Origin of the sequence: Microbacterium pullorum (genome assembly GCF_014836535.1) — a bacterium.
Classification (GTDB): Bacteria; Actinomycetota; Actinomycetes; order Actinomycetales; family Microbacteriaceae; genus Microbacterium; species Microbacterium pullorum.
The window spans coordinates 254,547-266,588 of record NZ_JACSQP010000002.1 but is presented as its reverse complement, the minus strand read 5'-3'; the positions used below and the strand labels follow the sequence as shown (position 1 = coordinate 266,588).

Here is a 12,042-nt window from a genome sequence, read left to right as displayed (position 1 = left end):
GAGCCCGCAATGGCAGCCATGAAGCCGCGAACCGGTGACGGACCGATGGAGGCCGTGAAGGAGGGGCGCCTGATCATCGTGCGTGTCCCCCTCGAAGGCGGCGGTCGCCTGGTGGTCTCGGTCAATGACGACGAGGCGAAAGAGCTCTACAGCGTCCTCGGCGGCGTCGTCAACGCAGCCTGACAGCCCACCCGTGCGAAGCGACCGGTCGACATCGACCGGTCGCTTCGTCGTTGCGGCTCAGGACGCGGCGACGGTGGTCAGCTGCAGCAGGCCCTCGCCGGTGATCGACAAAGCCCCGATGACGGCGGGGGAGGACTGGGTCTCCTGGATGAGGGAGCGGTAGGCGCTCGTGATCGGGTCGCGGCGCACCGGGTCGGCGACCGCACCACCGGCGAGCACGCGGGGCACGAGCACCGTGCCGCCGGCGCGCACGAGGCGCAGGCCGTGCTCGACGTACTCGATCACGCCCTCCGGGTCGGCGTCGATGAGGACGATGTCGTAGGACGCCTCGTTCATGCGCGGCAGCACGTCGGCGCCGCGGCCCGAGATGAAGCGGGCGCGTGCAGGGGCGACGCCGGCGGCACCGAATGCCTGCCGGGCGGCGCCCAGGTGCTCGCGTTCGACGTCGATCGTGGTGAGGGTGGCGCGCGGTGATCCGTGCAGCAGCCACAGGCCCGAGACGCCGGCGCCGGTGCCGATCTCGACGATGTTCAGCGCCTTGGATGCCGCGGCGATGACGGCGCACTGGGCTCCGACGGGCGCGCTGATGGGGTCGGCGCCCAGCTCCATCGCGTGCGCGCGTGCGCGTGCGATGGCGTCGGGTTCGACGGTGACTTCGGCTGCGAACCTGCGGTTCGCGTCGTGCTCGCCCATGGGGACCTCCGCATGCCAGCGTACGCGGGCGCGGTGCTCGAATGAGGCAGGCGCACGGGTAACCTGTTTGCATGGTGTTCGGGCTCACGTGGGAGAAGCTGCTGCTGATCGCCGTGATCGCCGGCATGCTCATCGGGCCCGAGCGGCTGCCCCGCTATGCGGAGGCCTTGGCGCGCTTCACCGTGCGCGCGCGCGAATGGGTGGCCGGTGCGAAGACGCGCGTGCAGGACGAGATGGGCGAGGGCATGGAAGACGTGGACTGGCGCAAGCTGGATCCCCGTCAGTACGACCCTCGCCGCATCATCCGGGAGGCGCTCCTGGATGATGCGCCCACCCCGACGGTGCGGGTCGCCGCCGCAGGTGCGGCGCTGACGGCGGCATCCGCCCCAGAGCCCCAGGCGCCGACCAAGCGGCCGGACGGACCGCCGCCCTTCGACGCCGAGGCGACCTGACCCTCAGCGGGCGAACGGCAACGAACGGCCGGCGAGACCGCGGCCCTGCGCGAGGATGTCGTCGGCGAGCCGGGTGATCGCCATGGCCGCGGCATCGTCGGGTGCACCGGCGACCACGGGCACGCCGGCGTCGCCGCTGGTGCGAAGCGCCGGGCTGAGCGGCACCGTCGCCAGCAGCGGGACCGGTGCGCCCTCGCCGCTCAACGCCTCGGCCACGGCCATACCGCCGCCGGAGCCGAACAGGTCGAGCGTCGTGCCGTCGGGCAAGGTCATCGCCGACATGTTCTCGACGACGCCGATGACGCGCTGTCCGGTCTGCCGGGCCAGCAGGCCGCTGCGCACGGCGACATCGGATGCCGCGGCTTGCGGCGTCGTGACCACCAGCACGTCGGCATGCGGCAGGAACTGGCCGACCGAGATGGCGACGTCGCCGGTGCCCGGCGGCATGTCCAGCAGCAGCACGTCGAGGTCGCCGAAGAAGACGTCGGTGAGGAACTGCTGCACGGTGCGGTGCAGCATGGGGCCGCGCCAGGCCACCGCCCCGCCGCCGGAGCCGGCATCGCGGGGGAGGAACATGCCGATCGAGATGGCCTTCACCCCGAACGCCACCGGCGGAAGCATGAGGTCGTCGATGCGGGTCGGCTGCGGCGGCAGGCCGTCGCGGCCGACGAGGCCCAGCAGTCCCGGAATGGAGAACCCGTGCACGTCGGCGTCGATGACCCCCACCGCGGCACCGCGCGCGGCGAGGGCCACGGCGAGGTTGGCCGTGAGAGTCGACTTGCCGACACCGCCCTTGCCGCTCGTGACGGCGATGACGCGGGTGAGGGAGTCGGGGCCGAACGGCATCTGGCGTGCCGCGCGGCCGCCCCGCAGGCGCTCGGTGAGGGCGGCCCGCTCGGCCGGTGTCATCACGCCCACGGTGACGTCGACGTCGGTGACCCCCGCGACCGAGGCGGCCGCCGCCCGCACATCGGACTCGATGCGCTGCGCCGCCGGACAGCCGACGATCGTCAGCACGATGTCGACGTGTGCGGTGCCGCCGTCGACGGTGACCTGCCGCACCATGTCCAGCTCGCCGATGGGGCGGCGCAATTCGGGGTCGGTGACGGCGGACACCGCGGCGCGCACCGACTGATCGATCGCCGTCACAGCGCCGCCGATCGGTCGTCGGGGTTGTTCCGGCGACGCGCATCGCGGCCGGCGGTCTCCTCGGCGGCGTCGAGCAGGCGTTCCCGTTGATCGTCGTGACGCTCGAGCGCGCGGGCGAGCTCCTGACGCAGCACGTCCTTCGTGACGACCTCGCTCGTGACGTCGGCCAGAGCCATGCGCAGCGCCACGATCTCGCGCGCCAGGTACTCGGTGTCGGCCAGGTTGCGTTCGGCGCGCTGGCGATCCTGCTCGATCTGCACGCGGTCACGGTCGTCCTGTCGGTTCTGCGCGAGCAGGATGAGCGGCGCGGCATAGGACGCCTGCAACGACAGCATGAGTGTGAGCGCGGTGAACCCGTTGGCGGCGGAGTCGAAGCGCAGGTGCTCGGGCATGGTCGTGTTCCAGGTGATCCACGCGACGCAGAACAGGCTCAGCAGCAGCAGGAACATCGGCGTGCCCATGGCGCGCGCGATCCACTCGGTGAAGCGGCCGAAGGTGTCGCGCGACGGCTGCGCGGGCCGCACGGTCAGCATGCCGGCACGCCCCCGGGGCGCGTCCAGCGCCGACTTGGGTGCCCGCGCCATCAGCGGCGGCCCATCCGCGTGGGCGGCGCGATCCGCGGCGCGGGGTGGGGCTGATCGGCGTCGTGCGAGCGCCAGTCGTCGGGGAGCAGGTAGTCGAGTACGTCGTCGACGCTGACGGCGCCGACGAGGCGGTGGGCCTGATCGATGACCGGCAGCGACACGAGGTTGTAGGTGGCGAGCAGGCGCGCCACCTCGGCGGCGGGCGCGGTGGCGGGCACGGGCTCGAGCGTGTCGTCGATGATGGCCCCCAGCCGCTCGTGCGGGGGGTAGCGCAGCATCCGCTGGAAATGCACGACGCCCAACAGTCGGCCGGTCGGGGTCTCGAACGGCGGCAGTGTGATGTACACCGCGGCGGCGAGGGCGGGGTGCAGTTCGTGCCGGCGGATGAGCGCGAGCGCCTCGGCGACGGTGTTCTCCGCCGACAGCACGATGGGCTCGTTGGTCATGAGGCCACCGGCGGTGTCGGGGCCGTACTCCAGCAGCGCCCGCACATCCTCTGCCTCGTCGGGCTCCATGAGCCCGAGCAGCTGGGCGATGCGACCCTCCGGCAGCTGCCCGAGCAGGTCTGCGGCGTCGTCGGGCTCCATGTGGTCGAGGATGTCGGCGGCCCGCTCATCGCCCAGGCGCTCGAGGATGTGCATCTGCTCGTCCTCGGGCATCTCCTCGAGGGCGTCCGCGAGGCGATTGTCGGGCAGCTCCTCGGCCACCTCGAACAGGCGGTCCTCGGGAAGGTCGAGCAGCGTGTTGGCGAGGTCGGCCGGTTTCAGCTCGGAATAGGTGGCCACCAGCTGCTCCGCGGACTGCGCTTCACCCGGCGTGGAATCCTCACGTACCTCGTTCCACGAGGCGAACGTCGTCGGACCCTTCGCGAACGGCGAGGCGCTCGTCTTCGGGCGGCGCAGGAACAGCTGAGACACGTCCCAGTCGCCGATGCGGTTGCGGTCGATGGCGACGTCCTCGATGACGGCGGTGCCGCTGCCGTCGCGCAGGTAGACCTTGCGACCGAGCAGCTCGGCCATCACCCGCACCTCGCCGCCGCGCTGCTGGAACCGGCGCACGTTGATGAGCCCGGTCGTGATGACCTGGCCGGTCGCGATGGAGGTGACGCGGCCGATGGAGAGGAAGACGTGCCGACGTCCCGGGATCTCCACGACCAGGCCGATCACACGCGGCGGATCATCTTTGCGGAAGATGACGACGACATCCCGGACCTTGCCCAGGCGGTCGCCGGCGGGGTCGAAGACCGTGCAGCCGGCCAGCCGCGCGACGAAAACCCTCTGCGTGCTCACCCGTCCAGCGTAGTGCGCGGGCCGTGTCGGCGGTCGCGGAGCACGGCCGAACGGTGCATGCGAAGATGGGGGGATGAGCATGATGGGCGGATTCGGTTCGGGGCGCACCGCTGTGGGCGACACCATCGCGTCGTTCACGAGCTATGAAGCCGCACAGAAGGCGGTGTCGGCGCTCATCGCGGCCGACGTGCCGGCGCGCGACATCGCGATCGTGGGATCTGACCTGCGCTCGATCGAGAAGGTCACCGGCCGCCTCGGTTACGCGACCGCGGCCCGCCAGGGCGCGATGAACGGCGTGCTGCTGGGTCTGCTGTTCGCCGCGATCTTCGTGCTCGGCACGCCCGATGTCGCGATCCAGCTGTTCGTCGGGGTGCTGTTCGTGGGCATCGCGGTCGGCATGCTGATGAGCATCATCACGTACTCCCTCATCCGCCGCCGCCGTGACTACGCCTCGATCACACAGGTCGTCGCGGCCCGCTACGACCTGACGGTGCTCCCGGGCAGCGTGCACAAGGCACGCCAGGCGATCGGCCGCGCCGACGCTCCGCCGGCCCCGGTGGTCGCCGGCTCCGCCGTTCCCGGTACCGCGGTGCCGGGCGCGGGCGTTCCCGGCCCGGGTGCCCCGGGAGCCGTCCCGGCCCCCCGTCCGCCGGTCGACGACCCGAACGAACCGCCGCGGTACGGCGAGCGCATCCTGCCCCCGACACCGGGGGCCGCGACCCCCGGCACTGCCGGGCCGGCCGGCGACGGCGACGCGGGCGAGGGCTCGTCGCGCGCATGATCGACGGCCTCACGGTGGCACTGCCCACCGCGGAGGTGACCGTCTCGGCCGTGCTCGAGCAGCCGGAGCGCCCGTGGGCGGTCATGGCGGTGGCCCACGGCGCGGGCGCCGGGTACGGGCATCCGTTCCTCGTCGGCTTCGCCCGCGGCATGCGCGACGCCGGCGTCGCGACGCTGCGGTTCAACTTCCCGTACGTCGAGGCCGGTCGCCGCATGCCGGGGCCGGCAGCGCACGCCGTGGCGGCCTGGCGCGCCGCCGACGCCGCGCTGCAGGAGGCGGTGCCGACGCTGCCGGTGTGGGCGGCGGGGAAGTCCTACGGCGGCCGCATGGCCTCGATGGCCGCCGCGGAGGGCGCGATCGCCCCCGCGGGCCTGGTGTACCTCGGGTACCCGTTGCATCCGCCCGGACGCCCCGACAAGCCGCGCGTCGCGCACCTACCCGACGTGGTGCCCCCGCAGCTGTTCGTCGAGGGGACGAACGACCCGTTCGTCGACCCCCACACACAGCTCGACGAGGCGGTGGCCTCGTGCCGGGATGCCGCGGTGCACTGGGTCGACGGCGGCAACCACTCCTTCGAGGTCAAGGGCCGCAAGCTCCCCGCCGACGAGATCGGCGAAGGGCTCGCCGGCCTCGTCGCCGAGTGGATGCGCGCCCGGTCCTGAGCCGGCGAGGGAGTGTCGACCCCGCCTCCCTGTGGGGTTCGGGGCGCGTAGTGGGTAACGCGGGGCGCGATGGCCGGCTCAGCGCCCGGCGGCGTAGCCCTGCATGCCGCGGGGGTTCGCGGCGGCCCAGACGGTGCCGCGCTCCCGGTCGATGCCGACCGCGCTGAGACGGCCCAGGGTCCACGCGCCGGCGCGCGTGACATCGTGCCCGCGCGCGACGAGATCGTCGATCACGGTGTCGCCGAGGCGGTCTTCGACGACGACGCCGGCCGGGGTCCAGGTGCGGGGCCAGAAGGAGTCCACGAGAGCCGTGGTGTGCAGCGTGGGCGCGTCGATGGCCTGCTGGGCGCTGTAACCGCCGACGAGCATGCGCAGCAGCAGGGGCAGCTGCCACTGGTCCTGCTGATCACCGCCTGGGGTGCCCAGCGCCATCACCGGCATCCGGTCCCGGAGCACCAGGGTCGGGGTGAGGGTCGTGCGCGGGCGCGCGCCGGCACGCAGACCCGACGGCGCCGACTCGTCGAGCCACATCATCTGCAGCCGCGTCCCGAGGCAGAACCCGAGCTCGGGGATGGCAGGCGACGACTGCAGCCACCCTCCGGACGGCGTCACCGCGACGATGTTGCCCCAGCGGTCGACGACGTCGATGTGGCACGTGTCGCCGCGCGTGAGTCCCGACTTCGCCACCGTCGGCTCGCCGATGCCGGCGGGCGGCGCCTCGGCGGCCGGCTGCCGCAGCAGCGGGCGGAACGGGCGACGGCCCGACAGGTCGCCCGGCCGCCACTCGCGCGACGCGCGCTCACCGATCTCTCTCCGACGCGTCGCGATGTACGCATCGGAGAGGACATCCGCAGCGATCCCCGGTGCGGCGTCGTCGCCGAAGTAGGCGTCGCGGTCGGCGAGCACGAGCTTCAGGGTCTCGACGATCGTGTGCGCGCCCCGCGCCGTCGCAGGGTCCAGCGCGTCGTCATCGAAGCCGTCGAGGATGCGCAGCGCCTCCAACAGCGCCGGACCCTGCGACCAGGGGCCGGCCTTGGCCACCGTGTGTCCGCGGAACTCCGCCGACACCGCCGTTTCGTACCCGGCGTCGAACGCCGCGAAGTCGGCGGGCGCGATGACCCCGGCGTGCTCGGTGCCGGAGGAGTGCCGGTGCGGCCGGGCGAGGAACGCGGATGCCGCCTGCGCGACGAGCCCGTGCTTCCACTCCCGCCGTGCGGCGTCGATGCGCGCCCGCCGGTCCGGCAGGTGCGCCCCCGCGGCGACGAGCGCCTCGAGCACCGCCGCATACGCGGGGTTGCGCAGGAGCGACCCCGCCGCGGGCGCCTCGCCGTCCGGCATCCACAGGGCCGCCGATGTCGGCCACGAATCGCGGAAGAGTTCCGCCACCCGGTCGATGGTCGCTGACACCGACGCCAGCAGCGGATGCCCGTCGCGCGCGTACCCGATGGCGTACGCGAGCACGTCCCCGATTTCCCACGTCCCGTGGTCGCGCAGCAGCAGCAGCCACGCGTCGACCGCGCCCGGCACCGCCGCGGCGAGGCCTCCCGCCCCGGGCACGAGGTCGAGCCCTTCCGACCGGAAGTGTGCGACGCGCGCCCCCGCGGGGGCCGGTCCCTGGCCCATCAGCACGGTGGGCGCGTCGTCGCCCGCGGCCTGGAAGATCCCGACGAGGTCGCCGCCGGGGCCGTTCAGATGCGGCTCCACGATATGCAGCACGAAGCCGCCGGCGACGACCGCATCGAACGCGTTTCCCCCGCGCTCGAGCACCGCCTGCGCGACCGCGGTGGCGGTGGCGTGGGTCGAGGCGGTCATGCCGAACGTGCCCTCGAGGGTCGGGCGCGTGGTGAACGCCGGCGGCGGCGTGAAGCTCACCCGCGCAGCGCAGCCGTCATCGCGCCGGCTTCTCGCGGGCGATCCATGCCTCGACCTCGTCCGCGGTGCGGGGGATGCCGGCCGACAGGTTCACCGGGCCATCGGCGGTCATGAGGATGTCGTCCTCGATGCGCACGCCGATGCCGCGGTACTCCTCGGGAACGGTGAGGTCGTCGATCTGGAAGTACAGCCCCGGCTCGATCGTGAAGACCATGCCGGGCTCGAGGATGCCGTCGTAGTACATCTCGCGCCGCGCCTGTGCGCAGTCGTGCACGTCGATGCCCAGGTGATGGCTCGTGCCGTGCACCATGTAGCGACGGTGGTGTCCGCCCTGATCGGCGTCGAGCGCCTCTTCGGCGGTCACCGGCAGCAGCCCCCACTCGGCGGTGCGGGTGGCCAACACCTCCATGGCCGTCTCGTGCAGCGTGCGGAACGAGACGCCGGGTCGTGCGGCGGCGAAGGCGGCATCGGCTGCTTCGCGCACGGTTTCGTAGATGCGGCGCTGGATGTCGGTGAAGCGCCCCGAGACGGGCAGGGTGCGGGTGATGTCAGCGGTGTAGAGGCTGTCGACCTCGGCACCCGCGTCGACGAGGATGAGGTCGCCGGGCTTGACCGCGCCGTCGTTGCGGGTCCAGTGCAGGTAGCAGGCGTGCGGGCCGGAGGCGGCGATCGTGTCGTACCCCACGGCGTTGCCGTCGCTGCGGGCGCGCTGGTGGAACACGCCCTCGACGATGCGCTCGCCCCGCGGGTGCTCGATGATGCGCGGCAGGTTCGCGATGATGTCGTCGAAGCCCGCGGCGGTGACCTCGACGGCCAGGCGCATCTGGGCGATCTCGTACTCGTCCTTGATCAGGCGCAGCTCGGAGACGAAGCGGGTGAGGTCCTCGTCGGCATCGACGACCAGGTCGTCCTCGCCGGGCTCGAACGCATCGACGTGGTCGGTGGCGATGCCCAGGTCCGTGGCGACGGCGTCCAGCGCCGGACGCGGACCGATCCAGAACTCACCGATCGAGGCGTCGGAGTAGAACTCCGGCGTCGTGCGGTCGGCGCGCTCCCGGAAGTAGAGGGTGACGTCGTGGCCGTCGCCGGTCGGATCGAACACCAGCACCGAGTCGGGCTCGCTGTCGGCGCCCCACCCGGTGAGGTGCGAGAACGCCGAGTGCGCGCGGAACGGGTAGTCGGTGTCGTTGCTGCGCTGCTTGAGCGAGCCGGCGGGGATCACCAGGCGTCGGCCGGGGAACGCGGCCGACACGGCGGCGCGGCGCGCGGCGGCGTACGACGCCTGCTCGCGCGGAGTGGGGACGGACGCGGGGCGGTCGATCCAGCCGGTGGAGATCGTGTCGAGGAAGCCCTGGCCGTAGCGCTGGCGGCGGTTGGTCACGGTGCTCTCCTCCTGCGGTTCGGCCGTGACGGTGGTCGTGTCGCTGTCGCCTGAGGTGTTCATGCCACCAGTCTCGCACTCCGTAGCTGGGGCGTTGCTCAGCCGGCGGGCTCCAGCTGCACCACGAGAGGGCGATGGTCGCTGCCGGTGCCGTCCATCGAGGCGAGCACGACGGAGCCGACCGAGGTCCAGGCGTCGGTGGCCATCACGTGGTCGATGGGGGAGCCGGCGAAGATCGGCAGTTCGGTCGGCCACGTGCCGAGGGCGCCGGCGCCGCTGTGGGCGGCGGTGTCGTGGCAGCGCCCCAACTGCCCGCCATCGACGCCCAGTCGCATCATGTGGTCGATGGTGGCGTTGAAATCGCCCGCCATGATCACGTTGTCGGCGGCGCACTGGTCGGCGAGCCACTGCAGATCGTCTCGCCACTCCTGCATGGCCGACCGGCGCGGGGCGACGGCGTGCGCCGCGACGATGATGGGGCCGGTGCCGTCCACCGGCATGGCGACGGCGCTCGGTACCACCGACGTGTTGCTCGTGCCGTCGCGCGACGAGTCGATCACGGCATAGTCGCCCAGGTCGGGCGAGATGAGCAGGGTCGTGGAGTCGGCATCCCACAGCCCCTGTTCGGTGTGGTGGGCCCACATCGGATGCCCCATCTCGCGCATCGCGATGGCCACCGCCTCGCCGGTTTCGATGGTCGTCTCGGGGAGGGCGACGATGTCGGCCTCCATCGTGACCGCCGTCTGCGCGATCTTCTCGGCCGAGGTGGCCTCGCCACCGGCGGTGTTCCAGGTCATCACCCGCACGCTGTCGTCGCCCTTGACCGGGAGCGACTCGGCGCCGACACCGCGCTGCACGATGGTGAGGGCGCCGGCGACCGCGGCGATGACGCACACCGTGGCGATCGACAGCGCGAAGCCACGCACGGGGCGGGCGATCGCGAGCAGCATCGCCACGACGAAGAGCGCGACGAAAGCGAGCACCACGAGAGGGCGGAACGACACCACCTGCGCGATCGGGAAGAGCCGCTCGACGCGGAAGAACGAGGGCCACGTCACGATCGCGGCGCCGATGGCGAACAGGACCGTCACGAGGATCCCCAACAGGCGCAGCACGTCGCGACTCTATGCCCCCTGTCTGGGAGATCCACGGATGCCGCACCCGCGGGGCATGCCCGCCCGCCGGTACGCTCGAAGGGTGCGATCGGGACGGCAGATGTTCGAAGGACCCAGTGACCTTCATCTGCATTCCGTGCACTCCGACGGCACCGAGCCCCCCGCGCAGGTGATGCAGGCGGTGCACCGCCGGGGGCTGCGCACGGCCGCGCTGACCGACCACGATTCGACGGCGGGCTGGGCGGAGGCGGCGGAGGCGGCGACGTCGCTGGGCATGACCTTCCTCCCCGGCATGGAGTTCAGTGCGGTGCAGGGGTGGCGCAGCGTGCATGTGCTGGCGTACCTCTTCGATCCCGACGACACCGCGCTCCGGGCCGAAACCGAGCGCATCCGCGCCGCGCGCATCGGCCGCGCCGAGCAGATCGTCGCCGCGATCGGCCGCGACTACGACCTCACATGGGAGGACGTCGTCGCACAGACCGGGGACGGGGCCACGGTGGGCCGTCCGCACATCGCCGACGCCCTGGTCGCCCGCGGGCTCGCCCGCGACCGCAGCGAGGCGTTCGCCGGCATCCTGCATCCCAGCGCAGGCTATTACGTGCCCCACTATGCTCCGGATGCCGCTACCGCGGTGCGCCTCATCGCCGGCGCCGGCGGCGTGCCGATCATCGCGCACCCCACCCCTGCCGGGCGGGACCGGATGATGCCCATCGCGCAGCTGGAGGAGCTGATCGGGCTGGGGCTCGCCGGGTTCGAGCTCGGACACCGCGAGAACACCCCGGCGGGGATCGCGACGCTGCGCACGCTGGTGGACCGTCACGACCTCATCGTCACCGGGTCCAGCGACTACCACGGGCTCGGCAAACCCAACATCCCCGGTGAGCACACCACGAGCGACGAGATGGTCGCGCGCATCATCGACCGGGCGACGGGGACCACCCCCGTCCACCCCTGAGAGGACACCGCATGTCCGATGCATCCGACGTCACCGTCATCGGTGAGGCGCTTATGGACATCGTCCACGCGCCCGATGGCACCCGCGCCAGCCCCGGCGGCAGCCCCGCCAACGTCGCTCTCGCGCTCGGGCGCCGCGGGCTGCGGCCGGTGCTCGTGACGCAGCTCGCCGATGATGCCCACGGTCGTGACGTCACGGCGTGGCTGGAACGGTCGGGGGTCGCCGTGCACGTCGCCGGCCGGCCGCCCCGCACGTCCACCGCGGTCGCCCACCTCGATGCGGACGGCGCCGCGACCTACGACTTCGACATCGCCTGGGACCCGGCGCCGTGGGAGGCCCCCGCGGCGCCCGTCGTCCACACCGGCTCGATCGCGAGCATTCTGCGCCCCGGGGCCGACGCGGTCGAAGCCGCCCTGCGTGCGGTGCGGGCGGATGCGGTGGTCACATTCGATCCCAATGTGCGGCCCTCGCTCGTGACCGACGCCGATGACGCGCGGGCGCGGGTGGCACGCCTGGTGGCTCTCGCCGATGTCGTGAAGGTCAGCGGTGAGGATCTCGATTGGCTGCACCCGGGGCGCGACCACCGCGACATCGCGCGCGAGTGGCTCGCCGCAGGACCCTCGCTGGTCGTGGTCACCGAGGGCGGCGACGGGTCGTTCGCGGTGCACGCGGCAGGCCTGGTCGAGGTCGCGGCGCAACCGGTGACGGTGGTCGACACGGTGGGGGCGGGGGACACCTTCATGGCAGCCCTCATCGCAGGTCTCCACGCGCCGACGGCGGCGGAGGTGCGCGCGCGCATCGCGGGCTGGACCCCCGCCGATCTGGCCGCCCTGCTGGCGCACAGCGCCGCGGCGGCCGCCGTCACCGTGTCGCGTCCCGGAGCCGACCCGCCGTGGGTGGCGGAGCTGGCGTCCTCGTGACGCGAC

13 protein-coding genes are annotated in these 12,042 nt (G+C 72.6%); 6 read left to right on the top strand and 7 right to left on the bottom strand.

What is annotated here, in order from left to right; translation table 11 throughout:
- Nucleotides 1–9 precede the first annotated feature (9 nt).
- A complete protein-coding gene (locus tag H9651_RS03920) occupies nucleotides 10–183 on the top strand; it encodes a DUF3117 domain-containing protein (RefSeq protein ID WP_191717786.1) in 174 nt (57 codons plus the stop codon).
- 57 nt (nucleotides 184–240) lie between these two features.
- On the opposite strand, the gene H9651_RS03915 is transcribed toward H9651_RS03920, so the two are convergent.
- On the bottom strand, nucleotides 241–876 hold the full coding sequence (locus H9651_RS03915) for an O-methyltransferase (RefSeq protein WP_191717785.1): 636 nt from the start codon (nucleotides 874–876) through the stop codon (nucleotides 241–243).
- A gap of 71 nt (nucleotides 877–947) precedes the next feature.
- Between H9651_RS03915 and H9651_RS03910 the strand changes: the two genes are divergently transcribed.
- Nucleotides 948–1,328, top strand: coding sequence for a Sec-independent protein translocase family protein (locus tag H9651_RS03910; protein ID WP_191717784.1), 381 nt, complete (start codon nucleotides 948–950; stop codon nucleotides 1,326–1,328).
- A gap of 3 nt (nucleotides 1,329–1,331) precedes the next feature.
- Here the strand turns inward: H9651_RS03910 and H9651_RS03905 are convergent, their stop codons facing one another.
- From H9651_RS03905 to H9651_RS03895, 3 genes are read right to left on the bottom strand one after another with little or no spacing between them, the layout of a single operon-like run.
- Nucleotides 1,332–2,477 (bottom strand): Mrp/NBP35 family ATP-binding protein, encoded by a 1,146-nt coding sequence (locus H9651_RS03905; RefSeq protein WP_191717783.1) that lies wholly within the window; start codon nucleotides 2,475–2,477, stop codon nucleotides 1,332–1,334.
- Nucleotides 2,474–3,061: a DUF1003 domain-containing protein gene (locus H9651_RS03900; protein ID WP_191717782.1), complete on the bottom strand. Its 588-nt coding sequence runs from the start codon at nucleotides 3,059–3,061 to the stop codon at nucleotides 2,474–2,476. The genes H9651_RS03905 and H9651_RS03900 overlap by 4 nt, the downstream gene beginning before the upstream one ends.
- Nucleotides 3,061–4,350 (bottom strand): magnesium transporter MgtE N-terminal domain-containing protein, encoded by a 1,290-nt coding sequence (locus H9651_RS03895; RefSeq protein WP_191717781.1) that lies wholly within the window; start codon nucleotides 4,348–4,350, stop codon nucleotides 3,061–3,063. Before H9651_RS03895 ends, H9651_RS03900 begins: the two co-directional genes overlap by 1 nt.
- Before the next feature lie 73 nt (nucleotides 4,351–4,423).
- Here H9651_RS03895 and H9651_RS03890 point away from each other — a divergent pair, with 73 nt between their 5' ends.
- Entirely contained in the window at nucleotides 4,424–5,131 is a 708-nt protein-coding gene (locus H9651_RS03890) for a general stress protein (RefSeq protein ID WP_191717780.1), read from the top strand.
- On the top strand, nucleotides 5,128–5,793 hold the full coding sequence (locus H9651_RS03885) for an alpha/beta hydrolase family protein (RefSeq protein ID WP_191717779.1): 666 nt from the start codon (nucleotides 5,128–5,130) through the stop codon (nucleotides 5,791–5,793). Before H9651_RS03890 ends, H9651_RS03885 begins: the two co-directional genes overlap by 4 nt.
- Before the next feature lie 78 nt (nucleotides 5,794–5,871).
- On the opposite strand, the gene H9651_RS03880 is transcribed toward H9651_RS03885, so the two are convergent.
- The 3 genes from H9651_RS03880 to H9651_RS03870 are packed head-to-tail and all read right to left on the bottom strand — an operon-like array spanning nucleotide 5,872 to nucleotide 10,161.
- A complete protein-coding gene (locus H9651_RS03880; protein WP_318244750.1) occupies nucleotides 5,872–7,665 on the bottom strand; it encodes a gamma-glutamyltransferase family protein in 1,794 nt (597 codons plus the stop codon).
- Nucleotides 7,666–7,681: 16 nt separating this feature from the next.
- A complete protein-coding gene (locus H9651_RS03875) occupies nucleotides 7,682–9,109 on the bottom strand; it encodes an aminopeptidase P family protein (RefSeq protein ID WP_191717778.1) in 1,428 nt (475 codons plus the stop codon).
- Between the two features lie 35 nt (nucleotides 9,110–9,144).
- On the bottom strand, nucleotides 9,145–10,161 hold the full coding sequence (locus H9651_RS03870; protein WP_191717777.1) for an endonuclease/exonuclease/phosphatase family protein: 1,017 nt from the start codon (nucleotides 10,159–10,161) through the stop codon (nucleotides 9,145–9,147).
- Between the two features lie 100 nt (nucleotides 10,162–10,261).
- Here H9651_RS03870 and H9651_RS03865 point away from each other — a divergent pair, with 100 nt between their 5' ends.
- Together H9651_RS03865 and H9651_RS03860 are read left to right on the top strand one after the other, a co-directional pair.
- Nucleotides 10,262–11,116: a PHP domain-containing protein gene (locus H9651_RS03865; RefSeq protein WP_191717975.1), complete on the top strand. Its 855-nt coding sequence runs from the start codon at nucleotides 10,262–10,264 to the stop codon at nucleotides 11,114–11,116.
- A gap of 11 nt (nucleotides 11,117–11,127) precedes the next feature.
- Complete coding sequence (locus tag H9651_RS03860) at nucleotides 11,128–12,036, top strand: carbohydrate kinase family protein (protein ID WP_191717776.1); 909 nt, start codon at nucleotides 11,128–11,130, stop codon at nucleotides 12,034–12,036.
- Nucleotides 12,037–12,042: the final 6 nt, after the last annotated feature.